This is a genomic window from Pseudomonas sp. R4-34-07 (assembly GCF_003852375.1).
GTDB lineage: Bacteria > Pseudomonadota > Gammaproteobacteria > Pseudomonadales > Pseudomonadaceae > Aquipseudomonas.
Genome location: NZ_CP027760.1, coordinates 5796148 through 5822180, shown reverse-complemented (window position 1 = coordinate 5822180; position 26033 = coordinate 5796148). Strand labels below are relative to the sequence as shown.

The 26033-nt window shown below is 59.6% G+C and carries 22 protein-coding genes; 12 read left to right on the top strand and 10 right to left on the bottom strand.

What is annotated here, in order from left to right; all coding sequences use genetic code 11:
* Positions 1–315 precede the first annotated feature (315 nt).
* Together C4J85_RS26950 and C4J85_RS26945 are read left to right on the top strand one after the other, a co-directional pair.
* Positions 316–1605: an MFS transporter gene (locus C4J85_RS26950; RefSeq protein WP_124365020.1), complete on the top strand. Its 1290-nt coding sequence runs from the start codon at positions 316–318 to the stop codon at positions 1603–1605.
* Positions 1606–1623: 18 nt separating this feature from the next.
* Entirely contained in the window at positions 1624–2493 is an 870-nt protein-coding gene (locus C4J85_RS26945; protein WP_124411107.1) for a DUF5677 domain-containing protein, read from the top strand.
* 3 nt (positions 2494–2496) lie between these two features.
* On the opposite strand, the gene C4J85_RS26940 is transcribed toward C4J85_RS26945, so the two are convergent.
* The 3 genes from C4J85_RS26940 to C4J85_RS26930 form a co-directional block, all read right to left on the bottom strand.
* Positions 2497–2988, bottom strand: coding sequence for a type II toxin-antitoxin system VapC family toxin (locus tag C4J85_RS26940; protein WP_124411106.1), 492 nt, complete (start codon positions 2986–2988; stop codon positions 2497–2499).
* Positions 2985–4043 carry a helix-turn-helix domain-containing protein gene (locus tag C4J85_RS26935; protein ID WP_124411105.1) on the bottom strand — a complete coding sequence of 353 codons (1059 nt, stop codon included), beginning with the start codon at positions 4041–4043 and terminating at the stop codon, positions 2985–2987. Before C4J85_RS26935 ends, C4J85_RS26940 begins: the two co-directional genes overlap by 4 nt.
* Before the next feature lie 107 nt (positions 4044–4150).
* On the bottom strand, positions 4151–4489 hold the full coding sequence (locus C4J85_RS26930; RefSeq protein ID WP_124411236.1) for a DUF6124 family protein: 339 nt from the start codon (positions 4487–4489) through the stop codon (positions 4151–4153).
* A 504-nt stretch (positions 4490–4993) separates the two neighbouring features.
* Here C4J85_RS26930 and C4J85_RS26925 point away from each other — a divergent pair.
* The 6 genes from C4J85_RS26925 (at position 4994) to C4J85_RS26900 (ending at position 12991) form a co-directional block, all read left to right on the top strand.
* Positions 4994–5980, top strand: coding sequence for a phosphate ABC transporter substrate-binding protein PstS (locus C4J85_RS26925; RefSeq protein WP_124365019.1), 987 nt, complete (start codon positions 4994–4996; stop codon positions 5978–5980).
* Positions 5981–6402: 422 nt separating this feature from the next.
* Positions 6403–8436 carry an ABC transporter permease subunit gene (locus C4J85_RS26920; RefSeq protein ID WP_164487700.1) on the top strand — a complete coding sequence of 678 codons (2034 nt, stop codon included), beginning with the start codon at positions 6403–6405 and terminating at the stop codon, positions 8434–8436.
* 15 nt (positions 8437–8451) lie between these two features.
* Positions 8452–10122 carry a phosphate ABC transporter permease PstA gene (gene pstA / locus C4J85_RS26915; RefSeq protein ID WP_124411104.1) on the top strand — a complete coding sequence of 557 codons (1671 nt, stop codon included), beginning with the start codon at positions 8452–8454 and terminating at the stop codon, positions 10120–10122.
* Between the two features lie 133 nt (positions 10123–10255).
* Positions 10256–11089: a phosphate ABC transporter ATP-binding protein PstB gene (pstB, locus tag C4J85_RS26910; protein ID WP_124411103.1), complete on the top strand. Its 834-nt coding sequence runs from the start codon at positions 10256–10258 to the stop codon at positions 11087–11089.
* Between the two features lie 70 nt (positions 11090–11159).
* Positions 11160–11921, top strand: a complete 762-nt coding sequence (gene phoU, locus C4J85_RS26905) for a phosphate signaling complex protein PhoU (RefSeq protein WP_065953276.1) — start codon at positions 11160–11162, stop codon at positions 11919–11921.
* A 167-nt stretch (positions 11922–12088) separates the two neighbouring features.
* Positions 12089–12991, top strand: a complete 903-nt coding sequence (locus C4J85_RS26900) for a response regulator (RefSeq protein WP_124368853.1) — start codon at positions 12089–12091, stop codon at positions 12989–12991.
* A 133-nt stretch (positions 12992–13124) separates the two neighbouring features.
* Here the strand turns inward: C4J85_RS26900 and C4J85_RS26895 are convergent, their stop codons facing one another.
* From C4J85_RS26895 to phoB, 3 genes are all read right to left on the bottom strand, one after another.
* Entirely contained in the window at positions 13125–14465 is a 1341-nt protein-coding gene (locus C4J85_RS26895) for a hemolysin family protein (RefSeq protein WP_124365015.1), read from the bottom strand.
* 205 nt (positions 14466–14670) lie between these two features.
* Positions 14671–15957 carry a phosphate regulon sensor histidine kinase PhoR gene (gene phoR / locus C4J85_RS26890; RefSeq protein ID WP_256657931.1) on the bottom strand — a complete coding sequence of 429 codons (1287 nt, stop codon included), beginning with the start codon at positions 15955–15957 and terminating at the stop codon, positions 14671–14673.
* An 85-nt stretch (positions 15958–16042) separates the two neighbouring features.
* Positions 16043–16732, bottom strand: coding sequence for a phosphate regulon transcriptional regulator PhoB (gene phoB, locus C4J85_RS26885; RefSeq protein ID WP_003195617.1), 690 nt, complete (start codon positions 16730–16732; stop codon positions 16043–16045).
* A gap of 154 nt (positions 16733–16886) precedes the next feature.
* Between phoB and C4J85_RS26880 the strand changes: the two genes are divergently transcribed.
* Entirely contained in the window at positions 16887–17264 is a 378-nt protein-coding gene (locus tag C4J85_RS26880) for a hypothetical protein (protein WP_124372309.1), read from the top strand.
* A gap of 296 nt (positions 17265–17560) precedes the next feature.
* Here the strand turns inward: C4J85_RS26880 and ubiA are convergent, their stop codons facing one another.
* A complete protein-coding gene (gene ubiA, locus C4J85_RS26870) occupies positions 17561–18451 on the bottom strand; it encodes a 4-hydroxybenzoate octaprenyltransferase (RefSeq protein ID WP_124411100.1) in 891 nt (296 codons plus the stop codon).
* The gene (locus C4J85_RS26865) at positions 18451–19014 is read right to left on the bottom strand and encodes a chorismate lyase (protein ID WP_124411099.1); all 564 of its coding nucleotides are present in this window, start codon (positions 19012–19014) and stop codon (positions 18451–18453) included. The genes ubiA and C4J85_RS26865 overlap by 1 nt, the downstream gene beginning before the upstream one ends.
* A gap of 195 nt (positions 19015–19209) precedes the next feature.
* Between C4J85_RS26865 and C4J85_RS26860 the strand changes: the two genes are divergently transcribed.
* From C4J85_RS26860 to C4J85_RS26850, 3 genes are all read left to right on the top strand, one after another.
* On the top strand, positions 19210–19377 hold the full coding sequence (locus C4J85_RS26860; protein WP_002555879.1) for a rubredoxin: 168 nt from the start codon (positions 19210–19212) through the stop codon (positions 19375–19377).
* Between the two features lie 36 nt (positions 19378–19413).
* On the top strand, positions 19414–20562 hold the full coding sequence (locus C4J85_RS26855; RefSeq protein WP_124411098.1) for an NAD(P)/FAD-dependent oxidoreductase: 1149 nt from the start codon (positions 19414–19416) through the stop codon (positions 20560–20562).
* 190 nt (positions 20563–20752) lie between these two features.
* On the top strand, positions 20753–21028 hold the full coding sequence (locus C4J85_RS26850; RefSeq protein ID WP_003195589.1) for an HU family DNA-binding protein: 276 nt from the start codon (positions 20753–20755) through the stop codon (positions 21026–21028).
* A gap of 179 nt (positions 21029–21207) precedes the next feature.
* Here C4J85_RS26850 and C4J85_RS26845 read toward each other — a convergent pair whose 3' ends face one another.
* Together C4J85_RS26845 and C4J85_RS26840 are read right to left on the bottom strand one after the other, a co-directional pair.
* Positions 21208–21648 (bottom strand): hypothetical protein, encoded by a 441-nt coding sequence (locus tag C4J85_RS26845; RefSeq protein ID WP_124368848.1) that lies wholly within the window; start codon positions 21646–21648, stop codon positions 21208–21210.
* A complete protein-coding gene (locus C4J85_RS26840; protein ID WP_164487874.1) occupies positions 21645–26030 on the bottom strand; it encodes an RHS repeat-associated core domain-containing protein in 4386 nt (1461 codons plus the stop codon). The genes C4J85_RS26845 and C4J85_RS26840 overlap by 4 nt, the downstream gene beginning before the upstream one ends.
* Between the last annotated feature and the right edge of the window lie 3 nt (positions 26031–26033).

Sequence of the window (26033 nt, the reverse complement as noted above, 5' to 3'; positions counted from 1 at the left end):
CTCGATGCGTTTCTCGTAAGGCGAACTAAAGGGAAACTCTGCCAAATCGGCTGGATGGCGCCCAACAACGTTTTGGCACAGCAGCCCCTCAAGGCTGGGGTTCCTGCGCTTGCACGGGCGAGTATATCGAGACGCTGGCGCGACGACGACCACCTGAGGCTCATTTGGTCGGTAAATAGACGCTGTATCGGGGCTTTTGCGCGCAACTGTTCTCATGGCGCTGTGCTTTTTCAAGCGATTTGCTATCTTGCCAAACCCGCCGCAAGTCACAGGCGCGCAGTCCTTTACGATGACTACTATAAGAGAAGCCTTGCCATGTCCTCCGTGCCCGCAAGCAGCGCGCAACCTTCGCGCCCGCTGACCCGCAACGACTACAAAACCCTGTCGCTGTCTGCCTTGGGCGGGGCGCTGGAGTTCTACGACTTCATCATTTTCGTGTTTTTCGCCACGGTGGTCGGAAAACTGTTCTTCCCCGTCGATATGCCCGAATGGCTGCGCATGATGCAGACGTTCGGCATCTTCGCCGCCGGCTACCTGGCGCGCCCCCTGGGCGGGATTATCATGGCGCACTTCGGCGACCTGCTGGGCCGCAAGAAAATGTTCACCCTGAGCATCTTCATGATGGCCGTGCCGACCTTGATCATGGGCCTGCTGCCGACCTACGCGCAGATCGGCTTGTGGGCGCCGCTCCTGCTCCTGCTGATGCGTATCATCCAGGGCGCGGCGATTGGCGGTGAGGTTCCCGGCGCCTGGGTGTTCGTCTCCGAACACGTGCCGCCACGCCATATCGGCTACGCCTGCGGCACCCTGACCAGCGGCCTCACCGCCGGTATATTGCTGGGTTCGCTGGTGGCCACGGCGATCAACTCGATCTACAGCCCGGAGCAGGTTTCAGAGTTTGCCTGGCGTATTCCGTTCCTGCTCGGCGGCGTGTTCGGCTTACTGTCGGTGTACCTGCGCCGCTGGCTGCATGAAACGCCGATCTTCGCCGAAATGCAGCAACGCAAGACCCTGGCCGCCGAGCTGCCGTTGCGCGCGGTACTGCGCGACCATCGTGGCGCCATCGTGTTGTCGATGCTGCTGACCTGGCTGCTGTCGGCGGGCGTCGTGGTGGTCATCCTGATGACCCCGACCGTGCTGCAGACCGTCTACCACTTCAGCCCCACGGTGGCGTTGCAGGCCAACAGCCTGGCCATTGTCACCCTGAGCCTGGGTTGCATCGCCGCCGGCGCACTGGCAGACCGCTTCGGCGCCGGCCGGGTGCTGATCAGCGGTTGCGCCTTACTGCTGGCCACGTCCTGGACGCTTTATCACAGCCTGATGGCCCATCCGGACTGGCTGTTCCCGCTGTACGCCTTGACCGGCCTGTTTGTAGGCACTATCGGCGTGGTGCCTTACGTGATGGTGAAAGCTTTCCCACCGGTGGTGCGCTTCAGCGGCTTGTCGTTTTCCTACAACGTGGCCTACGCCGTGTTCGGCGGGCTGACGCCGCTGGCGGTGTCGCTGCTGATGAAGGAGAGCCCGATGGGGCCGGCGTACTACGTGGCTGTCCTGTGTGTGATGGGGATGGTGGTGGGTGGGTATCTGTGGAAGCGCGGGCGGTAATCTGTTCAGGAGTAGGCGATGTACACGGAAGTACTCATTAAAATTCAGAAAGAGTGGTCCGAAAAAGCGGTTTTGTTAATGAGGGAGTTGTTGCCACTAATGGCTCCAGTGTCAGCTTTTTCTGAATTCAACAAGCGAGAACGGCAGGTCCTCGGTGAGCTTTTATCGGCGACTGCGCGATCTACGGAAAGTGCATTTTTATTGTCTGCTTACGGTCAACTCTGGGATGCGGATGTAATCATGCGCTCTGTGTGCGAGGGTACACTGAAGGTACTGTATATACTCCAATCGCGTGAAAGTTTTAGGCAGCGAGTTGAAGAGTTTGATACTGACCTATTTGAAATTTCATTATTGAAAAACGATAGTAAGGCTCAAGAGCTTTTGAGCGCTGTGACGAATCCTGATGACCGAGAGTGGAAACCCATCAAGGATCTTTTGATATCGCCAGAAAAAAGAGCTGAAGTTAATCAGCGATATGATAGAAAAACCCGTCAAGAGCTTGAGCGCAGATGGGGATTCACTGGCTTGATCGCCGGTCTAACGAATAGTGGAGATCCATTGTTTAAAGGTTTTACAGCATTGCTACATGAGTACTCGAACGCTAGTCATATACATCATGCTGACTGCATTGGGATTGGAATGCCGATGGAACGTGACTTGCGAAGTGCTGATGAAAGGGATTCAATTCATCTGGCTCATCTCAGTCGGATAATTTCCGATGGATTCGGGTATTTCAAGTTTAGGGTCATGACGGGGTATCGCTTTATAAGTTACCCGTCAGCTGACGCAATCAAAGCCATGAAGCTTTTTGAAAGTAGTTTCTCTGCTTTGGAAGATGAATATGGTGATGTTTACAAGCGCTGGATGGATATTCAGTATCCGAGTTGAGCTTTATATAGTTCTCCAGCCTAAGAGTCTTATTTGACATTCTGATGCTGGTAAGCGGGCACCATCAGTTAGCCTATGCTCCAGCGCCGTTGCTGCGTCAATAGCGTTGAGGACTTGATGCTCGACCATTAGGTCGAGCAGCCAAAGTGCACCGTGTACCTGCAGTCCGTCCCGAATTGCCTGACGACGTAGTTTCCCATCGCCAGTGAGTAACGGTCTTCCGGTTGTTTGTGCTAGTAGGTAGCAAGAAACATCGGCTAAGGAACTATTGTTGTGTTCGACCTTAAGTCCTAAGAGTTTTTGCACGCCTCCCTCGTCAAATGATTCGACAACCAACCCTTGGGCGAGTAGTTCATCATAGGGGAAATCCTCAAGCTCGTGCATGACAAAGTCGGTGCAGCAGAAAGTGAGTGGCAGCCTGAACATATGCTCCAACAATTCTGCATTCCTAAAATCAATCCAGATGTTGGTGTCGCTGATATAGACAAGGCTCATGCACTCTCCAATGAGCCCAGAAAATTGGGATCTAGAGCTCTCACCGGGCGACGCAGCAACTCGGCCGCTCGTGATTTGGTGATAAGGCCTTCCGCTAACCCCCAGAAAACGAGTGACTCAAAACGCTGAGGTGGCTTGCAAGGTAATGGTTCAGGTTCTGCTTTGCGCCAGCCATTGCTGCTGAACTGAATAGTCAGGGACTTGAAGCCGCCTTCGCCTAACAGTTTAAGGTCCTTCAATCGACGGAGCGCTGCATGCATTGAGAGCCCATATTGGCGCTTAGCAATCAATAGTTCTCTAGGGTGGACACGGGAGCGCTGATGATTCCCAAAATCTCCGGTTACGCTTTTAGCTGGATAAAGGAAAGCTCCTGCGAAGCGGTGACAGCAGTTTTCTTTATCGCGCTCGGGCATATCATCAGGCAATTTCATCACCCAGTGACCCAGTTCGTGAGCAGCGGTGAAGCGAATTCGTTCACCTGCTCTCTGAGCATTTAGAGCGATCAGCACATGTTCGCCGTCATTGGTGGCTGCGCAAGCGCCATCAAAATCATCAGGACCATCCAGCATCACCACTTTGATGCCGTGCTCTTCCAACTGCTCAGTCAGATGAGCAATAGGGTCTTCGCCTATATCCCAATACTTACGGAGCTCATCCGCCGCTCGTTCCGCTTCTTCTAAGGAGGATACAGTGAGCATTTGCGCCGGGGTTTCGGCAGTCTTGATATCTCCTGGGTCGAAACACTCTTCAAGAGATATATAGCGTTCCAGATGCTCTCGAATCTGTTCCTCGACTTGGACCTGACGGTACTGAGGCATCTTCGCAAGCTTACGGAACTCCAGCGGCGCGAGTGGCAGTGCCTGAGTACGGAAAAAATACTCTGGACTCACCTCCAGTGCCTTTGCTAATTGCAAAATGCGCTGGGAGTTTGGGGTAATCAGCCCTTTTTCATATTTGCTCAAGCCTTGCTTGGTTATGTCACCTAGACGCAGTGCCAGTGCTTCTAGCGACATGCCACGCAACAACCTTGCGCGGCGAATTCGGTCATTGATCATGTGAGGTCTCCTTAGGTTGACAAGGCTATGCTTTGTTTTTGTTTTGTCAACCTAAGGTTCGCCGTGAATCGCTTAGACTTTAACCAGGTTTTGGACCGGAGCGAATTTCAAAATTTTGCCATCGGGTTTTGAGTTTCAAATTGATCCAGCGTCCGATCTACCAGTAACTGAATTCCCTCAAGCATCCGGCATATTCCCAGGGTCACGTCTCGCGCGGCACCGTCGACCTCGAACGCCAAATTTGCAGCCAAGACTTGAACCGAAGCGAGATCCTGGGACGCGTTTGCCAGCAGGGTCTCGGCATCCAGATCTGTACGCACGGTAAAAAGCCTATCAGCAGATAGGGCGCATTCGGCAGAATGTTTCGGATTGGGATTGATGGCTCTGCGAGCGTCTGCGTGCAGTGGAGCCGAATTGAGCGGGGGATTGGGGCTATCTTTGATCATCGTAAAAGCTCCTAACAAAATGGGAGCGGCCAGCATCACTTGCAGATGATGGGTGGCAGCTGTGCGCGGGTCTGCAAGACCGAGGTTAGGAGCATCCCGGCAGACCCGAAGGCCTCCCGCACACAGCCGCCATAACACGACGGCCATAAAAAGCGCTCCGATTATAGAGGCGCTTATGAACTCCCAACATAGTTTCGGCGGGCTTGCAGTCCCGGTCGCTGAATTTGCAGCGGCAGGAGGAGGTTAGTAAGGCCGGTTCCGAGCGACAACCCTAAATAGTTGTGGGAAATCTCTGGTTAACAATTACAGAGTGTTTCTAAACCATAGGCCCATGACGCTCATCTGCTCATGCAACCCTGTATTTCCGAGCGTTTGCCTCTCAAATGCCCGTCCTCTTCCAATACTGGCCTTTCATCTAATTGTCACATTCCAGACATAGAGTGTTCACACGGCCTACCGATACTTGGCCCCGATCCAACTATCCCTATCTGCTAGGAGTAAGGCATGAAACTGAAGCGTTTGATGGCGGCAATGACGTTCGTCGCTGCTGGCGTTGCAACTGCCAACGCGGTGGCTGCTGGTGTTGACCCGGCCATTCCGGCTTACGTGAAGACCACTGGTGTGTCGGGCAACTTGTCCAGCGTCGGTTCCGATACCCTGGCCAACCTGATGACCCTGTGGGCCGAGGGTTACAAAAAGGAATACCCGAACGTCAACATTCAGATTCAAGCTGCCGGCTCCGCCACTGCGCCACCTGCGCTGACTGAAGGCACCTCCAACCTGGGCCCGATGAGCCGCAAGATGAAGGACACGGAGCTGGCGGCCTTCGAGCAGAAGTACGGCTACAAGCCAACCGCTATCCCGGTTGCCGTGGACGCCCTGGCAGTCTTCGTGCACAAGGACAACCCGATCCAGCACCTGACCATGGAACAGGTCGACGCGATCTTCTCCTCGACGCGTCTGTGCGGCGCCAAAGCCGACGTGAAAACCTGGGGTGACCTGGGCGTGACCGGCGATCTGGCCAACAAGCCGGTGCAACTGTTCGGTCGTAACTCGGTGTCCGGCACTTACGGCTACTTCAAGGAAGAAGCCCTGTGCAAGGGCGACTACAAGCCTAACGTGAACGAACAACCGGGCTCGGCTTCGGTCGTGCAGTCGATCAGCTCCTCGCTGAACGGCGTCGGTTACTCGGGCATCGGCTACAAGACCGCCAGCGTGAAGACCGTGGCGTTGGCCAAGAAAGGCAGCACTGACTTCATCGAAGACACTGAAGAAAACGCCCTCAACGGCAAGTATCCGCTGTCGCGTTTCCTCTACGTGTACGTCAACAAAGCTCCGAACAAGCCGCTGGCTCCGCTGGAAGCTGAGTTCGTGAAACTGGTGCTGTCCAAGCAGGGCCAGGAAGTGGTGGTCAAGGATGGCTACATCCCACTGCCAGCCAAAGTGGCCGCCAAGGCCCTGGCTGACCTGGGTCTGAAAGAAGGCAACTAAGCCTGCTTTACCTGGTGTAGCAGCGGGCCCTGTGGGAGCGAGAAACCGGCTCCCACTCACGGCCCCTGCAGCCCTAATTTTTTTGTCCGCTGCCAGCTTTGCTACGCGGCGGATTTCTTGCGTCACTGCATTGTCATCTTTCTGTCATACAGGATCGCTAGGGTGTGCGCATGAATGATCTGGCCAATTCCACCATGACGACGACTTCTCCCCCCAAGCGCATTGATTTCAATACGCCTGAGCTGCAACGCAAGCGCCGCATTCGCGCGCTCAAGGATCGTTTCACCCGTTGGTATGTACTGGTCGGCGGTCTCGCTGTGCTGGCTGCCATCACCCTGATTTTCTTCTTCCTCGCCTATGTCGTTGCGCCGCTGTTCCAGGGCGCCTCGCTGACCAAGGAAGACGCGCTGACGCCCGCCTGGATGCAGGACGCCGGCAAGCCGTTGCTGATCTCGCTTGAAGAACAGAACCAGGTCGCCATGCGGGTTTCCGACAAGGGTCAGGCGCTGTTCTTTGAAGTCGACACCGGCGCTGAACTCAAGCGCGTAGACCTGCCACTGCCGGCCGGTACCCAGGTGGTGTCCATCGGCGAAGACCAGCCGGGCAGCCCTCTGGTGATCCTGGGTCTGTCCAACGGCCAGTCCATGGTGTTCCGCCACACCTACAAGGTGTCCTACCCGGACGGCAAGAAAACCATCAGCCCTGCGATCGAATACCCCTACGGTGAAACGCCGATTGTACTGGATGAGGCAGGCCGCCCGTTGGAGCACGTCGCGCTCAATGCCACCGATACCTCCCTGGTGGTGGCCGGCTCGGCCGGTTCGCACTTGAACGTGCTGACCCTGAGCCGTGAAGAAAACATGATGACCGGCGAAGTCACCAGCGAGCAGAAGCGTGTCGAACTGCCGCAAATGACCGAGCCGGTGAAGGCGATCTTCATCGACCCACGCCAGCAATGGTTGTATGTGATCAACGGTCGAGCCCTGGCCGATGTGTTCAGCCTGCGCGACAAGAGCCTCAACGGTCGCTACAAACTGCTTGAAGACGGCAATGCCGAAGTCACCGCCAGCACCCAGCTGGTGGGCGGCATCTCGTTGATCGTCGGTAACTCCAAAGGTGGCCTGGCCCAGTGGTTCATGGCCCGCGACCCGGATGGCGAACAACGCCTGAAGCAAATCCGGACCTTCCAGATGGGCACTGCGCCCATCGTGGAAATCACAGCTGAGGAACGTCGCAAAGGCTTCACCGCCCTCGACGCTTCGGGCCAGTTCGGCGTGTTCCACAGCACCGCGCACCGCACCTTGCTGGTCGACCCGGTGGTCGACGGCCAGGGCGTGTTCGGCCTGTCACCACGGGCCAACCGCGTGATCGTCGAGGCCGGTGGCAAGCTGCAACCGCTGCTGCTCGACAATCCGCACCCGGAAGTATCCTGGAGCGCGCTGTGGAGCAAGGTCTGGTACGAGAACTACGACGAGCCTAAATACGTCTGGCAATCGACCGCCGCCAACACCGACTTCGAACCCAAGATGAGCCTGGCGCCGCTGACCTTCGGTACGCTGAAGGCCGCGTTCTACGCGATGTTGCTCGCCGCGCCGCTGGCCGTTGCCGCCGCCATCTACACGGCTTACTTCATGGCCCCGACCCTGCGCCGCAAGGTCAAGCCGGTGATCGAGTTGATGGAAGCGATGCCGACGGTGATCCTCGGCTTCTTCGCCGGCCTGTTCCTGGCGCCTTATGTGGAAGGGCACTTGCCGGGGATTTTCAGCCTGCTGATGCTGTTGCCGATTGGCATCCTGGTGGCCGGTTTCGTATTCAGTCGCTTGCCTGAATCGATCCGCCTGCGCGTTCCCGATGGCTGGGAAAGCGCGATCCTGATCCCGGTGATCCTGTTCGTGGGCTGGCTCTCGCTGTACATGAGCCCGTACCTGGAAACCTGGTTCTTCGGTGGCGACATGCGCATGTGGATCTCCCATGACCTGGGCATCACCTATGACCAGCGCAACGCCCTGGTGGTCGGCCTGGCCATGGGCTTTGCGGTAATCCCGAACATCTATTCCATCGCTGAAGACGCTGTGTTCAGTGTGCCGCGCGGCCTGACCCTGGGCTCCCTGGCCTTGGGCGCCACGCCATGGCAGACCATGACCCGCGTGGTCATCCTCACCGCCAGCCCGGGCATCTTCTCTGCCCTGATGATCGGCATGGGCCGCGCGGTCGGCGAGACCATGATCGTGCTGATGGCTACCGGTAACACGCCGGTGATGGAGATGAACCTGTTCGAAGGCCTGCGCACGTTGGCGGCCAACGTCGCCGTGGAAATGCCGGAGTCGGAAGTGGGCGGCAGTCACTACCGCGTGCTGTTCCTCTCGGCGCTGGTGCTGCTGCTGTTCACTTTCATCATGAACACCCTCGCCGAGCTGATTCGTCAGCGTCTGCGCAAGAAATACTCGTCGCTTTAAGAAAGGTAGAAGTCTGTGAAACAGAACTCCCTGAATGGATGGTTCAAGAGCGGCGCCCCGGGCGTCTGGATCAGCGGTGGCGCGGTGTCCATCGCGGTCATCATGACCCTGGGTTTGCTGGCGGTGATTGCGGTGCGCGGTTTGGGCCACTTCTGGCCGGCTGACCTGATCCAGGCCAACTACAACGTGCCGGGCCAGGAAAACCATATCGTCATCGGCGAAGTGGTGCAGAAGGAAGAAGTGCCCCGCGAGCGCCTGAAAAGCGCTGGCCTGCCGGTGCCCGACGAGGGCCCGGAGTTCATGACTCGCGAGCTGATCAAGGTCGGCAACCGCGACTTGAACGGCAACGATTTCACCTGGATCGTCGGCGAATGGTTGAAGGACCAGACCAAACCGGTGCAGTTGATGACCATCGAGCGACGTGAGTGGGGTAACTTCTACGGCACCCTGGTCAACGTCAAGCAGGACGGCAAGGTCATCGCCGAAGGCGAGGCCGCGTGGCCGGAGCTGCAAGCTCGCGTAGATCGGGTCAACAAGCTCGCCGCCCAGCTCAAGAGCCTGGAGAAAACCGATATCGGCGCGATCAACGCCGGGCTGGAGCGCGTCCGCCTGCACGGCCGCAAGTTGGAACTGGAAGGCAAGCTCGACGCCGCCGCCCAAGCCGACATGGACGCCGACCGCGCCGAACTGAATGCCCGCTATCAGGACATCGAAGCGCGCCTGGCCGACCTGCACGCGCAGTTCAACCGCGACGCGCTGACGGCCCGTGACGGCAACGGCAAGGAAATCGAAATCGGCATCGGCAAAGTGGTGCACGCCTACCAGCCGAACGCCATGGGCACCCTGACCAAGATCGGCTTCTACTTCAGCAAGGTCTGGGAGTTCTTGAGCGACGACCCACGGGAAGCCAACACCGAAGGCGGGATCTTCCCGGCGATCTTCGGCACCGTGATGATGACCCTGATCATGGCGATGATCGTGACGCCGTTCGGCGTGCTGGCGGCGGTGTACCTGCGTGAGTACGCCAAGCAGAACGCCCTGACGCGGATCATCCGCATCGCGGTCAACAACCTGGCGGGCGTGCCGGCCATCGTTTACGGCGTGTTCGGCCTGGGCTTCTTCGTGTATGTACTGGGTGGTTCGGTGGACCGGCTGTTCTTCGCCGAAGCCTTGCCAGCGCCGACCTTCGGCACGCCGGGCCTGCTCTGGGCCTCGCTGACCCTGGCGCTGCTGGCGGTGCCGGTGGTGATCGTGGCGACTGAAGAGGGCCTGGCGCGCATACCTCGCACCGTGCGTGAAGGGTCCCTGGCACTCGGCGCGACCAAGGCGGAAACGCTGTGGAAAATCGTGCTGCCAATGGCCAGCCCGGCGATGATGACCGGCATGATCCTAGCCGTGGCCCGCGCCGCCGGTGAAGTGGCGCCGCTGATGCTGGTCGGCGTGGTGAAGCTGGCCCCGTCGCTGCCGTTGGACGGTAACTACCCATATCTGCACCTTGACCAGAAGATCATGCACCTGGGCTTTCATATCTATGACGTCGGCTTCCAGAGTCCCAACGTCGAGGCGGCGCGGCCGCTGGTGTACGCCACCGCGTTGCTGCTGGTGCTGGTGATCGCCACGCTCAACCTGTCGGCGGTGTGGATACGTAACCACCTGCGCGAGAAGTACAAGGCGCTGGACAGCTGATTTATAAGTAAACGCAGAATAAATGTGGGAGGGGGCTTGCCCCCGATAGCGGCGGATCAGAAACAGATGTGCTGACTGACACACTGCCATCGGGGGCAAGCCCCCTCCCACACAACAGCACAGGGAGCATCCCATGCAACATGAAACCCATTCCCACGGCATCAACATGTCTGCCCTGGGTCGCGACAAGCAGAGCCTGAGCCTGGCCCAGGAAACCGTGGCCATCGAAGTGCCCGGCCTGAGCCTCTACTACGGTGAAAAGCAGGCGCTGTTCGACGTCAGCTTGAACATCCCCAAGCAGCGCGTGACCGCCTTCATCGGCCCGTCGGGCTGCGGCAAGTCCACGCTGCTGCGCACCTTCAACCGCATGAACGACCTGGTGGACGGTTGCCGTGTGGAAGGCGCGATCAACCTCTACGGCACCAACATCTACCGCAAGGGCGAAGATGTGGCCGAGTTGCGCCGCCGGGTGGGCATGGTGTTCCAGAAGCCCAACCCGTTTCCCAAGACCATCTATGAAAACGTGGTCTATGGCCTGCGCATCCAGGGCATCAACAAGAAGCGCATCCTCGATGAAGCCGTGGAATGGGCGCTCAAGGGCGCCGCGCTGTGGGATGAGGTCAAGGACCGTCTGCACGAGTCGGCCCTGGGTCTGTCCGGCGGCCAGCAGCAGCGTCTGGTGATCGCGCGCACCATCGCCGTGGAGCCTGAAGTGCTGTTGCTCGATGAACCGTGCTCAGCGCTCGACCCGATCTCGACGCTTAAAGTCGAAGAGCTGATCTACGAGCTCAAGTCCAAGTTCACCATCGTCATCGTGACCCACAACATGCAGCAGGCGGCGCGGGTTTCCGACTACACCGCGTTCATGTACATGGGCAAGCTGGTGGAGTTCGGCGACACCGATACCCTGTTCACCAATCCGGCGAAGAAGCAGACCGAAGACTACATCACCGGTCGCTATGGCTAGGAAGCTGTGGTTCTGATTGCACTGACGCTGCGGTTCTCCGCACCTTACCGGACGCTCCAAGGACGCCAACATGATTAGCAAAGAAGGCCTTACCCACCACATCTCCGCGCAGTTCAACGCCGAGCTTGAGGAAGTGCGCAGCCACCTCCTGGCGATGGGCGGCCTGGTGGAGAAGCAAGTCAACGATGCGGTCACCGCGCTGATCGAGGCCGACTCGGGCCTGGCCCAGCAAGTGCGTGAGATCGATGACCAGATCAACCAGATGGAGCGCAACATCGACGAAGAATGCCTGCGCATTCTTGCCCGTCGCCAGCCGGCGGCGTCCGACCTGCGCTTGATCATCAGCATCTCCAAGTCGGTGATCGACCTTGAGCGTATCGGCGACGAAGCCACCAAGATCGCCCGCCGCGCCATCCAGCTGTGCGAAGAAGGCGAAGCGCCGCGTGGTTACGTGGAAGTGCGCCATATCGGCGACCAGGTGCGCAACATGGTGCGCGATGCCCTCGACGCGTTTGCGCGCTTCGATGCGGACCTGGCGTTGTCGGTGGCCCAGTACGACAAGGTCATCGATCGCGAATACAAGACCGCCCTGCGTGAACTGGCGACCTACATGATGGAAGACCCGCGCTCTATCTCGCGTGTCTTGAGCATCATCTGGGTGCTGCGCTCCCTGGAGCGCATCGGCGACCATGCGCGCAATATCTCGGAATTGGTGATTTACCTGGTGCGCGGCACCGACGTTCGGCACATGGGCCTCAAGCGCATGAAAGCCGAAGTTGAAGGCAATGCTGATCTTATCCCTAATGTTCCGGGCGAATCTGACGATAAGTAAGGTTGCCCGAGAAATTAACGCCCGGCCATTGGCCGGGCGTTTTCGTTTGCGGCGAGCGGAATTTATTGCGGATAGGGCCAAATAAGTCCTAACGTGACTGCAGAGTTTTGGCAAACTGCCATCAGTCAGGCGTACTGCCAGCAAAGGTTTTATAGGATGAAGGGTCGATGAGCAAAGTCAGTGTGTTGGTGGTGGATGACGCCTCGTTTATTCGCGACCTGGTGAAGAAGTGCCTGCGCAATTACTTCCCCGGGATCCAGATCGAAGATGCGGTGAACGGCAAGAAGGCGCAATCCATTCTGATGCGCGAGTCTTTCGACCTGGTGCTGTGCGATTGGGAAATGCCGGAGATGTCCGGGCTAGAGCTGTTGACTTGGTGCCGCGAGCAAGCCCATCTGAAGGCCATGCCGTTCGTGATGGTGACCAGCCGTGGCGACAAGGAAAACGTGGTGCAGGCGATCCAGGCCGGTGTTTCCGGTTACGTCAGCAAGCCGTTCACCAACGAACAATTGCTGAACAAGGTCAAGCAGGCCCTGCACAAGATCGGCCGCCTCGACGCGTTGATCGCCAGCGCGCCGACCAAGATGAACTCGGCCTTCGGCAACGACTCCCTGAGCGCGCTGACCGGTGGCAAGGCCGAAGCCGTCAAGCCGGCACCAGTGGCGGCAGCCCCGAGCAGAGGCCTGCTCAACAGCGCGCCTGTCACCGCTGCCCCGGCCCCTTCGCCTGCCGGCGGACGTGGTCAGGGCCAGTTGCGCCTGTCCAGCGGCACCCAGCAGTGCGTAATCAAGGCGCTGAGCATCAAGGAGGCGTTGTTGGTGGTGCGTCGCGGTGAGGTCCTGCCCCAGGTGCTGGAAAGCGCCGTGCTCGACCTCGAACAAGGCGAAAACGCTGAAGTGGCACGCCTCAATGGCTACCTGCACGCGATCGTTGCCTACGAGCCCAAGCCCGACAGCGACTGGCTGCAACTGACCTTCCGGTTTATCGACCAGGATGCGCAGAAGCTGGACTACATCTCCCGCCTGATCGCGCGGGGCACGGCCCAGAAGCATTTCGTGCCGGGTGCTTGATCCAAAGGATGGCCAGTAACCAATGTGGGAGGGGGCTTGCTCCCGATAGCGGAGTATCAGTCACTGAATCGGGTGGCTGACACACTGCTATCGGGAGCAAGCCCCCTCCCACATTTGGTTCGCATTCCTGCTGTCAATCCAGCATCAACACCTTGGCCAGCACGATCTTCGGCCCTTTCATCTTCTTGATGATGATCCGCAAGCCTTCAACTTCCAGCACTTCTTCTTCTTCCGGCACCCGTTTCAAGGTGTCGTAGATCAGGCCGGCCAGGGTTTCGGCTTCGATGTGGTCCAGGTCGACGCCGAGCAGGCGTTCTACCTTGAACAGTGGGGTGTCGCCACGCACCAGCAGCTTGCCCGGCTGATAGGCGAGGATGCCGCGCTCGGCCTTGCGGTGTTCGTCCTGGATATCGCCCACCAGCACTTCCAGCACGTCTTCCATGGTCAGGTAGCCGATGATCTTGCCATCGGCTTCTTCCACCAGGGCGAAGTGCGCGCCGCCTTTGCGGAACTGCTCCAGCAACTGCGACAACGGCATGTGGCGCGATACGCGCTCCAGCGGGCGGGTCAGTTCGGCCAGGTTGAACGACTCGGGGATATGGTCCAGGGCCGCCAGTTCCAGCAGCAGGTCCTTGATGTGCAACAGGCCCACAAACTCATTGCGCACCGCGTCATACACCGGGTAACGGCTGAATTTATGGCGGCGGAACAGCGCGAGGATTTCCTTGAGGGGTGCGTTGAAGTCCAGGGTGACCAGGTCTTCCCGGGAGTTGGCCCAGTCCACCACTTCCAGTTCGCCCATTTCCACGGCGGAGGCGAGTACACGCATGCCTTGGTCGCTGGGGTCCTGGCCACGGCTGGAGTGCAGGATCAGCTTGAGTTCTTCGCGGCTGTAATGGTGTTCGTGATGCGGGCCGGGCTCGCCTTGACCTGCGATGCGCAAGATAGCATTGGCGCTGGCGTTGAGCAGGTAGATCGCCGGGTACATCGCCCAGTAGAACAGGTAGAGCGGCACGGCGGTCCACAGCGACAGCAATTCGGGCTTGCGGATGGCCCAGGATTTGGGGGCCAGCTCACCGACCACGATGTGCAGGTAGGAAATCACGAAGAAGGCGGCAAAGAACGACACGCCCTTGATCACTTCCGGCGACTCAACGCCTGCGGCGCCCAGCAACGGCTCGAGGATATGGGCGAAGGCCGGCTCACCGACCCAGCCCAGGCCCAGGGAGGCGAGGGTGATGCCCAGCTGGCAGGCCGACAGGTAAGCGTCGAGCTGGCTGTGCACGGTGCGCAGGATCTGCCCGCGCCAGCCGTTGGTGTGGGCGATGGCCTCGACTCGCGTCGAGCGCAGTTTGACCATGGCAAATTCCGCCGCAACGAAGAAACCGTTGAGCAGTACCAGGACCAGTGCAAATAGAATCATGCCGAAATCGGCGAAAAGTGTAGCGAGGGTGATACCAGGGGAAGGGTCCATGATGGGGTTTTGCAGGTTCCGTATGTTCAATAAGGGGGGAGCAGGCCTGAAAAGCAGGCGCAAGTCGGCCAATGTAGCGGCTGACGGGGCGCTTGCCTAGTGCCTGCTGCCGGGCGGGGCCTGGAACCTGTTCTCCAACAGCATACAAATCCACTGTGGGAGGGGGCTTGCCCCCTCCCACATTTGAATTTGTGCTGCATGTGAGTTATTCGTCGGTGCCGATTGCCTGCGAGCGGGTCACCTGCGCGGGGGGGAAGTGGCAGGTAAACGTGCTGCCGTGCCCCAGCACGCTGCTGATTTCCAGGCGGGCGCGATGGCGCAGCAGCACATGCTTGACGATCGCCAGGCCCAGCCCGGTGCCGCCGGTGTTGGAGTTGCGGCTGGAATCGACGCGGTAGAAGCGTTCGGTCAAGCGCGGCAGGTGCTTGGCGTCGATGCCGATACCGGAATCCTGCACGCTCAGGTGCGCGCCGTGTGCGTCAGCCCACCAGCGGATGCGGATATTGCCGTTGTCCTGGGTGTATTTCACCGCGTTGAACACCAGGTTGGAGAACGCACTGCGCAGCTCGCCTTCGCTGCCCTTGAGCAACACCAGCGGGTCGGCTTCCAGGGTAATGTGCTGGCCGCGCTCGCCGGACAGGGCCTTGGCGTCATTCTTGATGGTGTACAGCAGGCTCTGCACGGCCACGGGGTGGTTGTCCGACGGATAATCAGTGGCTTCAAGCTTGGCCAGCAGCAACAGGTCGTTGAGCAGGGTTTGCATGCGTGAGCCTTGCTGCTGCATTTGCTGCAGGGCACGGCTCCAACGCGGGTTGATCGCCTCGACATTGTCGAGCAGCGTCTCCAGATAGCCGCAGATCACCGTCAACGGTGTGCGCAGTTCGTGGGAAACGTTGGCGACGAAGTCTTTGCGCATCTGTTCCAACTGATGGATGCGGGTCACGTCGCGCACCAGCATCAAGTGCTCGTTGTTGCCGTAGCGCGTCAGGTACAGCTGGATACGCACGCGGTCGTTGGTGGGCGAGGGGATTTCCAGGGCTTCTTCATAGTTGTCCTGCTCGAAGTATTCCTTGAAGCGCGGATGGCGCACCAGGTTGGTCACCGGCTGGCCGCTGTCCTGGGGCGTCTTGAGGCCCAGCAGGGTCTCGGCGGCGCGGTTCCACCATTCCAGGTTGCCGTCGCTGTCGAGCATGATCACCGCGTCCTTGAGCGCGGCAGTGGACTCCTGTACCCGGTCGATCACCGCTTGCAGGCGCCCGCGCACCCGTTGGTCGCGGCGTTGCAGGTGGTAGATGCTGTCGAACACCTCGCCCCACAGGCCGTAACCGTCGGGCGGTGCTTCGTCGGGTTTGTGCTGGCGCAGCCATTCATGCAGGCGCAGCAATTGTTTGAGGGTCCAGCCCAGGTACAGGGCGATGCCGATGGCCAGGCTCCAGCCGTAATAACCACTGATCAGCCCGACCAGCAGGCAACCGGTGATCAGCAGGAGCATGTGGCGAATCAGGGTGCCATGCCAGTTTTGGTTCACTTGAACATGCGTCCTTGTCAGCTGTTAAGTCAGGAGACGGCGGGCCGGCTCAGCCCTTGGTGGAAAACCGGTAACCCGTGCCGCGCACGGTTTGTACCAGATTCTCATAGGCATCGCCCAAGGCTTTGCGCAGGCGGCGGATATGCACGTCGACCGTGCGCTCCTCCACGTACACATTGCCGCCCCACACCTGGTCCAGCAGTTGGCCGCGGGTGTAGGCGCGTTCCTGGTGGGTCATGAAAAACTGCAGCAGGCGGTATTCGGTCGGGCCCATTTCGGCCGGCTTGCCGTCGATGGTCACCCGGTGGCTGATCGGGTCCAGGATCAGGCCGTCGACTTCGATAGGCGCTTCGCCATCGGTTGGGCCGGCCCGGCGCAGTACGGCTTTGAGGCGCGCGACCAGCTCTCGAGGGGAAAACGGCTTGGTGATGTAGTCATCGGCGCCGACTTCCAGGCCCTGGATCTTGTTGTCCTCTTCGCCCTTGGCGGTGAGCATGATGATCGGGATATCCCCGGTCAGCTCGTCACGCTTGAGGCGCCGGGCCAGTTCGATGCCGGAGGTGCCGGGGAGCATCCAGTCGAGCAGGATCAGGTCCGGCTTGCGGTCGACGATAATGGCATGGGCCTGCTGGGAGTTCTCCGCCTCCAGGCAGTCGTAGCCGGCCATTTCCAACGCAACGGCGATCATCTCGCGGATGGGCGCTTCGTCGTCAACAATCAGAATGCTCCTGCCAACCATGCTCAAAATCCTCTTGTCATTTAACTGTCTTGCGCCGCATTAGATAACGGAATTATTGCAGTCGTGTGACAGTAATTTAGTCGCTTGGGCAATTCGCGGCACTCTGGACTACCCTTTGGGTCCGAATCCTGACAACCACAAAAGGAAGGTTCCGATGACTTACAGCACGATTTCCTGGAAAGCCCTGCTGGTAGCGGCCGCATTGACGCTGCCCGGCGTGGCATTCGCCGCAGAACCTGCGATGACGAAAGATGGGATGTTGGTCGATCACAAGGGCTTGACCCTCTACACCTTCGACAAGGATGCCGATGGCAAATCAGTGTGCAAGGACCAGTGCGCGACCAACTGGCCGCCACTGAAGGCGGAGTCTACCGATACCAAGGCTGGCGACTGGACAGTCATCACCCGCGACGACCAGACCAGCCAATGGGCCTACAAAGGCAAGCCGGTCTACACCTACAAGGATGACAAGAAGGCCGGGGACAAGACCGGTGATGGCAAGGGTGGGGTTTGGCACATCATCAAGCCTTGAGGCTGTTGCGCCTCTAAGACCATCGGGGGCAAGCCCTCTCCCACAATTGATGTGTGAACGCTTTCAAATGTGGGAGGGGGCTTGCCCTAATGCCAGTCAGTTAAGGACGAACACTGTACCTGTGGCGAGGGAGCTTGCTCCCGCTGGGCCGCGAAGCGGCCCCAAAAATGGGACTGCTGCGCAGTCCAGCGGGAGCAAGCTCCCTCGCCACAGGTTACTTTTTACCCTTTCTACTTCTTAACTGACTGGCATTAGGGCTTGCCCCCGATAGCGTCAGAACAGCCGCCGCAATCCTCTCATCGCAACCCGTAGTCAGCCACAATCCCCACGAAAATCGCCAACCCCGCCCAATGGTTGTGCAAGAAGGCCTTGAAGCACTTCATGCGATCCCTGTCCCGGGTGTACCAGAATTCCCAGGCAAAACAGCCCGCCGCCGCCAGCAGCCCGAGGTGGAACCAGCCGCCCAGCTCGAACCGAGCCCCCGCGAGCAACAGGCACACCAGCGCCAGGCCCTGCAGGGTGAGAATGATCACACGGTCAGCATCACCAAACAGAATCGCGGTGGATTTCACCCCGATCTTCACGTCGTCGTCGCGGTCGGTCATCGCGTAATAGGTGTCGTAACCCACTGTCCACAACAGGTTGGCGATGTACAGCAGCCACGCCTCGGCCGGCAGGTGGCCGGTCTCGGCCGTGAACGCCATCGGCATGCCCCATGAAAACGCCGCACCCAGCACCACCTGCGGGTAATAGGTGTAGCGCTTCATGAACGGATAGCTCGCCGCCAGCGCCAGCCCGCCGAGGGACAGCAGGATGGTGCTGGCGTTGGTCAGCAGCACCAGCAGGAAGCTGACGCCCATCAACAGCGCAAAAAATACCAACGCCTCTTTCGAACTGATCCTGCCGCTGACCAGCGGACGTTGCTCGGTGCGTTTCACATGGCCGTCGACCTTGCGGTCGGCCCAGTCATTGATCACACAGCCACCGGCACGGGTCAGCACCACGCCCAGCACGAAAATCACGATATTGAGCAGCGACGGCGAGCCCTTGCCGGCGATCCACAGCGCCCATAGCGTCGGCCACAGCAGCAGGTAGATGCCGATAGGCTTGTCCATGCGCGTCAGCTGAATGAAATCCCAGGCCCTGGGGTTCAGGCGATTCAAGGATTTGAGTGCACGTTGGTACATCAGCGGTTCTCCGGATGGTCATGCAGCACCTGCCAGAAACCCGGCAGGAAGACTTCCGCCACCAGCACGCTCAGCGAGCCGCGATCAAAGCGCGAGCGGCGTGCCCACAGCCCGTCGGCCTGATCCGCCGTGGGTAGCCATGGCCCTGGGTAATGGCACACCTCGATCGGCTGGCGGGTAAAAGCGCGGTCGCAGAACAACAACTCGCCCAGCGACCGGCTGCCCAACTCATCCATATGCAAGCCGTCGCCCTGCAACGCGTCGCGCGACGCGACACTGCGGGCAAATACCCAAGGTTGGCCATGCCCGCGCAAATACACCTCGCGTACCCAGCCGATAGTCGCCGGGGGCAGGTCCAGCGCCGCGCATTCATCGTCGCGCAACGCTTGCCAGCCCTCGAGCAGCGGCGTCACGCTGAAGCCGTTCTCGGACAGCCCCGTCAGCCGCCGCGTCAGCGAGCCTTCATCGAACAGCCAATCGAGGGTCAGGGGCGCAGGCATTGGGCTCAGCAGGCTCTGGGGCAGCCATCGGCAAGCATCGGAAGGGGCGATTGAGTGCGGCACGGCGAGTCAATATTGGCAGCAAAAGAGGCGGCGAGCTTACCATGACGACCTGAACTTTTGCCGCGCTGAACCGGCCGTTTGCGCCGATCGTGCTTGCATCTGCCGGCTGCGATCAGTACAAAACGCCCTGAGCCGAGCGGCAGCGCAGGTTTATCGACCGTCGGCCAAGATGCCTGGACCCTGAGGAAGCACGTAATGAAGAAGTGGCAATGTATCGTCTGTGGCCTGATTTACAACGAAGCGGATGGTTGGCCGGATGACGGAATCGCTCCTGGCACCTTGTGGCAGGACGTCCCGGAAGATTGGCTGTGCCCGGACTGCGGCGTGGGCAAAATGGATTTCGAAATGATCGAAATCGGCTAATTCAAAGTTTACGAACCGTACTACAAGGAGAAATGAATGAACGCACCTGTCGTGATCATCGGCACAGGATTGGCCGGTTACAACGTAGCTCGGGAGTTTCGCAAGCTCGACGGCGACACCCCATTGCTGCTGATCACCGCAGATGACGGGCGCTCCTACTCCAAGCCCATGCTCTCCACCGGGTTTGGCAAGAACAAGGAAGCCGATGGCCTGAGCATGGCTGAACCTGGCGCCATGGCCGAGCAACTCAAGGCTGAGGTGCGTACCCACACGCGTATCAGCGGCATTGACCCAGGCCACAAGCGTCTGTGGATCGGCGAGGAATCGGTGGCCTATCGTGACCTGATTCTGGCGTGGGGCGCAGAGACTGTCCGCGTACCCGTGGAGGGTGATGGCGCCGAGCTGGTTTTCCCGATCAATGATCTCGAAGACTACGCGCGCTTTCGCGCCGCAGCTGCCGGCAAACGCCGCGTGCTGCTGCTCGGCGCCGGCCTGATCGGCTGTGAATTTGCCAACGACCTGATCCTTGGCGGCTATGAAGTCGATCTGGTCGCGCCGTGCGAACAGGTTATGCCGACCCTGCTGCATCCGGCGGCGGCTGCTGCGGTGCAAGCCGGGCTGGAAGGGCTTGGCGCGCGTTTCCACCTGGGGCCAGTGCTCAACCGCCTGCTGCGCAGCGCTGACGGCCTCGAAGCCCATCTGTCTGACGGTGAAGTGATCCACTGCGACCTGGTGGTTTCCGCCATTGGCCTGCGTCCGCGCATAGACCTGGCGGCGGCGGCCGGCCTGCAAGTCAACCGGGGCATCATGGTGGACCGTCACCTCAAGACCTCCCACGCCAATATCTACGCCTTGGGCGACTGCGCCGAAGTCGATGGCTTGAACCTGCTGTACGTCATGCCCTTGATGAGTTGCGCCCGCGCCTTGGCCCAGACCCTGGCCGGCAACGCCACGGCCGTCAGCTACGGGCCGATGCCGATCACCGTGAAAACCCCGGTCTGCCCGCTGGTGGTCTCACCGCCTCCACGCGGCAGCGAAGGCGTGTGGAGTGTCGAAGGCGAGGGCGCCGACATCAAGGCCCTGTGCCGCGACGCCAGCGGTCGCCTGCTGGGCTACGCGCTGACCGGTACCGCCGTCATGGAAAAACTGGCATTGAACAAGGAACTTCCGCCGCTGCTGGCGTAAATGCTGGTCGTTCTGTCGGAATCAGCCCCTTCTTACCCGTATAAAGGTCGCGGCGAGACTGGCGGAGCGTGCGAGGGCATGCCATCCTCACTCCCGTCTGCCGCAGAGTAGAGCCTGCGGCGCCTTGGCGCTGCTCCACCAGAGAGCAGCACGGACATAACAACAAAAAACCGTCAAAGAGGCTTCATATATGCGTAAACCAGATCTCGCAGCCGCCATCGCTGAAAAAGCCGATCTCACCAAAGAACAGGCCAACCGCGTACTCAACGCCGTTCTCGAAGAAATCACCGGCGCCCTGCACCGCAAGGACAGCGTCACCCTGGTCGGCTTCGGCACTTTCCTGCAACGCCATCGCGGCGCCCGCACCGGCAAAAACCCGCAAACCGGTGAGCCTGTGAAGATCAAGGCCAGCAACACCGTAGCGTTCAAGCCGGGCAAGTCGCTCAAAGACAGCGTCAACCCGTAATAGGCGGCACCGTTCTCGAAGGGAGGCGGGGAGGGTAAGAAGAATGGGCACGCCAACTGGGTTGGGTGCCCATTTTTAGTGGGCGTTAAATAAGGTCTGCGCGCTGATGACGGCTTTGTTTACTCGTTCCCGGCATTGGATCAGGATCAAGTTGGTCATAAAGCAGGTATTGCTTGGACTCAAGTATGGCCTGGTATCCAGAACAGGTTTTTACCACCGGACTTAATGATTCTCTCGACCAGTTCGGTGAAAGATTTTGCGATCAGTGTGCTTGCGTCGGCTGTCGGATAATTGTCCCAGAACGAGTCGTAGCAATAACCAAAATGGGGACCTGGCGTCAGGTCTATTGAAATCACCTGATCTTCGCATTTAACCAGCACGTACCAGTTTGCTGAGTCCGGATCTTCCAGATCCTCGTTCATTACGACAAGGTCGGAACGTTCAAGCGGTGGTGGCTGAATTATGAAGCTGTAACGTGCCTGTGGATAGAAAACTACGCTGCTGTAATGCTGATAAAAATCAGCTAAGTCATCGGGAACAGGTTGGCTTGGCAGCCCCGTGGAGGGAGTCTTCCGGCAGTCAGACTTTTCTATTAAATCAACGATATTTATCAGACTCATCTTCCGCATCCTTTACGCAGGTAATTTTTCATTGCCTTGTTGTACAAACGGCGTGAGGCCTTTGGGAAGCCTTTGGCTTCGGCGGCTGCAAACATTTTGTTGGACAGTCGGAGTATTTCGAATTTCGATACCTTCTTCCAATCGAAACCTTTAAAACCGCGCTTCCCGGTTTTCTTCTCAACCCAGTCTTTAGCGACGTCTTTGGTCGCGTTGTGTTGATCTACCGTCATCACTACGGTCGGCGTCTGGCCGTTTCGAGATACGTAATCCTTTATATTGTGCTTGGACCAAGCATCGAGTATCCCATGATGCTTTTCGAAGCCCGGAGCGCTTTTTCCATAATCAATAATGTCACCCGGTTTTGCCGGTGCCCACCCCAGTGGATCCATCCACGTAATGGGATTCGGTGAATATTGATAAAGGTTTATGCCGCCTAATAACCCAATCGGATCCGGCGTCGTAAACCGCCCCACATCCGGATCATAAAACCTGAACGTATTGAAATGCAGCCCTGTCTCCCGGTCAAGGTACTGTCCCTGAAACCGCACATTCTGCTCTTCAATGTAATAAGGCTCGCGCACCTCTTCCAGCGTATTGCCCCACACCCGATAGGTCGCCTGCCAGACGTTGTGTCCGTCGGCCTCGGTGAGCTGTTCCGGCAGGCCGTTCAGGTCGTTGTGGTAATAGCGAATTTTCTGCAGCGGCCCGCTTCCGTCGACGCGGGCCAGGGGCTCGTAGCCTTCGTCCTGATAAACATAAAGACTCGTCTGACTGTGCTTATTCTCCTGCAGCAACCGCAAACCATCCCAGGTAAACCGCGTCTCCCCCAGCGGATACCCATCGCTGCCGTGCTCGGTCTTCTCGATGCGTCGGCCCAGCGGGTCATACGTCATCCTGACGATGCTGCCATTGTCATTACGCACTTCAACCAATCGGCTTTCAGCGTCATACGCAAAGCGCTGCACGCCGCGCTTGGCACTGCGTTTCTCGATCATCCGCCCAAACGCGTCATAGCGGTAACGCTTGTCCTGATAGGTCAGCAGCTTGTTATGCACCACGAGCCCCGCACCGGCCTGCGGGCCGTCGAGCAGGTTGGCGGCGGCGTCATAGGCGAAGGTCTCGCGCTGGCCATGGAGGCTGTCCTGGCTGGCGATGATGCGGCCGGTGGCGTCGTAGTGCAGCAGCTGGCGGTGTTGTGCGGCGGGTTGCTGGTCGAGTTTGCCGATCAGGTTGTCGGTGGGGTCGTACTCGAAGTGCTTTTGCGCCGCTGCCGGCATCAGTGAGGGTTGGCTGGCAAGGCGGCGTTGGCGTGCGCGCAGGCGGCCGCTGCGGTCGTATTCGCTGCGGGTGCTGAGCTGGCCCTGGGTGCGCAGCACTTCGCGGTGCAGGCGGTCGCGTTCGAAGTCGCTGATGACCTGGCCGTCGAGGTTGATCTGGTGCAGGTGGCCGCTGCCGTAATACAGGCGATTGAGCCAACGGCCGTCCGGCAGTTGGGTCTGGATCAGGTTGCCGAGTTCGTCGTAGTGGTGTTGCAGGCTGCCTGCCGAGCTCTGTTCGGCAAGCAACTGGCCGAGCGGATCGTAACTGAACCCCAGGGCCTGGGCATTGCCTTGCAGGTCGGTGAAGGTGACGGCCGTCAGTTGATCCACTTCATCGTAGCTGTAGTCGGTACGACCATCGTCGGTGGTTTTAGCAACCAGTCGGCCGACCGCATCGCGCTCCAGCCGATGAACGATGGGGGCGGGTGGCGTTTCAGGAACAATCGCCAGTCCATTGCCAAACGGCGCAGGCATGGCCGTCACCGCAGTGACATTGTCGAGCGGGTCGTAGGCATAGCGTTTGGCGCTGCCGTCGAGGTCTTGCTGTTCAGCCAGCCGATCGCCGGCATCCCACGCAAATCGATAGCTTTCACCGTTCTCATTGACCAGCGCTTGCAAACGCCCGTAGCTGTCATAGCCAAATTGCACCTGCCGGCCATGGGCGTCAATGCGCTGGCGTACCTGGCCACGCCGGTTGTGTTGATAAAGCGTGGTATGCCCGGCGGGATCGGTATAGCCCACCAACTGCCCGCTGGCATCACGCTGGAACTGTTCGGTGCGTCCGTCCGGCAGTTGGCTGCTGAGCAAACGGCCCTGGGCGTCATAGCTGAACTGCGTGCGCTCGCCGAGGGCATCGGTGATGACCTGCAGATAGCCGCGCTCGTCGTAGCTGAACCGCGTTGGGTAACCCGAGCAATCGACATGCTCGACCAATTGCCCGAACGGGCTCCAGCGCAGCTTTTTGCGCTTGCCGGTAGCGTCGATGATGTCGACGACCTGGCCGTGGGCGTCATAGCGGTAACGCGTGACGTAGCCCAGCGGGTCGGTTTCGGCGATACAGTTGCCGCGTTGGTCATAGCGATACTGCCAACTGTTGCCGGCGGCATCGGTTTCCACCAGCGGCAGCGCCCAATGCTCCAGCCACAAGGTGGAGTCGCTGCGGCCCAGCGGGTCGGTTTCACCGATAAGGTTGCCGGCGTCGTCGTAGCTGTATTCGTAGCGGCCCCCCAACGGGTCAGTGGCGCTGAGCAGTTGGCGTTCGTCGTTCCAATCGAACAGCCAGGTCTGGCCGAGGTTGTCGCTGTATCGAATGATCTGGTGCTGAGTGTTCCACAGGCGCGTGCTGACGCGCTGCAAGCCATCGGTGATGCGGGTGAGGCCAGCCTGCAAGTCATAGTCGAACTGGTAAGCGTCGCCCTCATCGGTCCAGTGTCGAACGACTCGCCATTCCAGGCCTTCAACCAAGGCCCACTCATAGAAGCAGCGCAACCCGGTGGACAACTGGTGCTCCACCATCCGGCGTCCGGCATCGTAGGCGAAGCGCCGTTGTACCTGCTCGGTTGCATCGCGAACCTCAGCCAACTGACCGACCACGTCATAGCCATAGCTGACCAGCACTTCGCGACGTTGATCGGGGTACAGGCGTTCGATCCGGGTAACGCAGTCGAGCTCGCGAACCAGCTCAACCTGCACCAGGTCAAACGTATCGCGCAGGCGCAGCAGGCGTCCGGCTGCGTCATAGTCGACATAAATGCGGTTGTCATTGCGATCACCCAGCTGAACCAGGCGCAACCGCGCAGCATGGGTCGGCGTGGGTTCAAACAAGCGGTACAGGCCGTCATCACTTTCGATCAACAACTGCCCGTTGAGGTGTCTGCGCACCGCAAGCCCTTCACCGGCGCTGAACACTGCGCCACCCAAGGGAATGGAACCCATGTCGATGGGGCGTCCCTGCTCGTCGGTGTACACCAGTGTTTCGCCGCCTTCGGGATGAGCACGGACCTCGACGCACACCTCATACGGCACGCTCCAGCCCACACCAAACAGGCTACCGGTCCGCTCGTCACGGCTGTTGTAGAAGCGTTGCCAGTCAATCGGCAAGATGCCGGGCAGTACGAAGTCCAGCTCGTCGACATCACCCAGCACTTTCGCACCCGTCGCCGCATGCACCGGATTCGATGAGCCCGTCGCCGCATTGGCCAACGCACCCATCGCACTGCTGACGGCCATCGAGGTGGCACCGCCGATCAGCATGCACGGCAGCTTGCTGAAGAACTTGCCTTTGCCGCCCTTGAGCATCAATAGCGCTGTGACCGCCAGCCCCACGCCTGGCGTCTTGCCGCTGCGAATCTCGCGCACCACCACTGAACCGCCGCCGATGGTCACGTTGGAGGAAATCAACCCGGATGACACCACGGTCGCATCGCAGGTGCTGCGATCACCGCTGCGCACCGCCGGCTGGCCGTTGATCGTGACTTTGTCCGAGCCCTCGGCCAGAAACTGCGGCGGCATCGGCGGGTGCTTCATGCACACGACCAGGTCCAATGGCTTGGGCACGGCGCCGGGCGCTGGGGAGGCGACGGTCGGGCGCCACATCTGCGAGAAGAAACTCTCGGCCATGTCCAGGTAGCTGGCTTCGGGTGCTGGCTCGGGTTCCTCCAGCTCTGTACCGGCCGGCGCGACATGGGAACTGATCGCCCCGGCGGCGCGGGCGGCGGGAATGTTATTGGTGAGCGTGTCGGTGGAGCCGGTGAGAATGTTTGCCTGCACCGTGGGGGGGAACAGGGCGTTGCTGAAGGCATCGCATAATTTGGTCAGCCCTTTATCCGCCCCGCTCTTGCTCATGAGAAGGCCGACGATCGTGCCCACCACCGCGCCCAGCAGGATGCATCCCAGCCCGCCGGTAGCGACGGTAATGCCGGTAGCTGCGACCACGGCAAAGGTGGCCACGGCGGTGATCGCGATGTTCGCCGCCACCTCCAGCACCCCGCCGAGGATGTCGGCCATCATCGAGGTGTGGGCCAGCGCATCGCCCATTCGGGCTGCCCATAACGCGTCAGACATGCA

Excerpts from the sequence above, each read along its gene's own strand:
- C4J85_RS26950 (WP_124365020.1), top strand. The coding sequence starts at position 316 with ATGTCCTCCGTGCCCGCAAGCAGCGCGCAACCTTCGCGCCCGCTGACC.
- C4J85_RS26945 (WP_124411107.1), top strand. The coding sequence starts at position 1,624 with ATGTACACGGAAGTACTCATTAAAATTCAGAAAGAGTGGTCCGAAAAA.
- C4J85_RS26940 (WP_124411106.1), bottom strand. The coding sequence starts at position 2,988 with ATGAGCCTTGTCTATATCAGCGACACCAACATCTGGATTGATTTTAGG.
- C4J85_RS26935 (WP_124411105.1), bottom strand. The coding sequence starts at position 4,043 with ATGATCAATGACCGAATTCGCCGCGCAAGGTTGTTGCGTGGCATGTCG.
- C4J85_RS26930 (WP_124411236.1), bottom strand. The coding sequence starts at position 4,489 with ATGATCAAAGATAGCCCCAATCCCCCGCTCAATTCGGCTCCACTGCAC.
- C4J85_RS26925 (WP_124365019.1), top strand. The coding sequence starts at position 4,994 with ATGAAACTGAAGCGTTTGATGGCGGCAATGACGTTCGTCGCTGCTGGC.
- C4J85_RS26920 (WP_164487700.1), top strand. The coding sequence starts at position 6,403 with ATGCAGGACGCCGGCAAGCCGTTGCTGATCTCGCTTGAAGAACAGAAC.
- pstB (WP_124411103.1), top strand. The coding sequence starts at position 10,256 with ATGCAACATGAAACCCATTCCCACGGCATCAACATGTCTGCCCTGGGT.
- phoU (WP_065953276.1), top strand. The coding sequence starts at position 11,160 with ATGATTAGCAAAGAAGGCCTTACCCACCACATCTCCGCGCAGTTCAAC.
- C4J85_RS26900 (WP_124368853.1), top strand. The coding sequence starts at position 12,089 with ATGAGCAAAGTCAGTGTGTTGGTGGTGGATGACGCCTCGTTTATTCGC.
- C4J85_RS26895 (WP_124365015.1), bottom strand. The coding sequence starts at position 14,465 with ATGGACCCTTCCCCTGGTATCACCCTCGCTACACTTTTCGCCGATTTC.
- phoR (WP_256657931.1), bottom strand. The coding sequence starts at position 15,957 with ATGCTCCTGCTGATCACCGGTTGCCTGCTGGTCGGGCTGATCAGTGGT.
- phoB (WP_003195617.1), bottom strand. The coding sequence starts at position 16,732 with ATGGTTGGCAGGAGCATTCTGATTGTTGACGACGAAGCGCCCATCCGC.
- C4J85_RS26880 (WP_124372309.1), top strand. The coding sequence starts at position 16,887 with ATGACTTACAGCACGATTTCCTGGAAAGCCCTGCTGGTAGCGGCCGCA.
- ubiA (WP_124411100.1), bottom strand. The coding sequence starts at position 18,451 with ATGTACCAACGTGCACTCAAATCCTTGAATCGCCTGAACCCCAGGGCC.
- C4J85_RS26860 (WP_002555879.1), top strand. The coding sequence starts at position 19,210 with ATGAAGAAGTGGCAATGTATCGTCTGTGGCCTGATTTACAACGAAGCG.
- C4J85_RS26855 (WP_124411098.1), top strand. The coding sequence starts at position 19,414 with ATGAACGCACCTGTCGTGATCATCGGCACAGGATTGGCCGGTTACAAC.
- C4J85_RS26850 (WP_003195589.1), top strand. The coding sequence starts at position 20,753 with ATGCGTAAACCAGATCTCGCAGCCGCCATCGCTGAAAAAGCCGATCTC.
- C4J85_RS26845 (WP_124368848.1), bottom strand. The coding sequence starts at position 21,648 with ATGAGTCTGATAAATATCGTTGATTTAATAGAAAAGTCTGACTGCCGG.
- C4J85_RS26840 (WP_164487874.1), bottom strand. The coding sequence starts at position 26,030 with ATGTCTGACGCGTTATGGGCAGCCCGAATGGGCGATGCGCTGGCCCAC.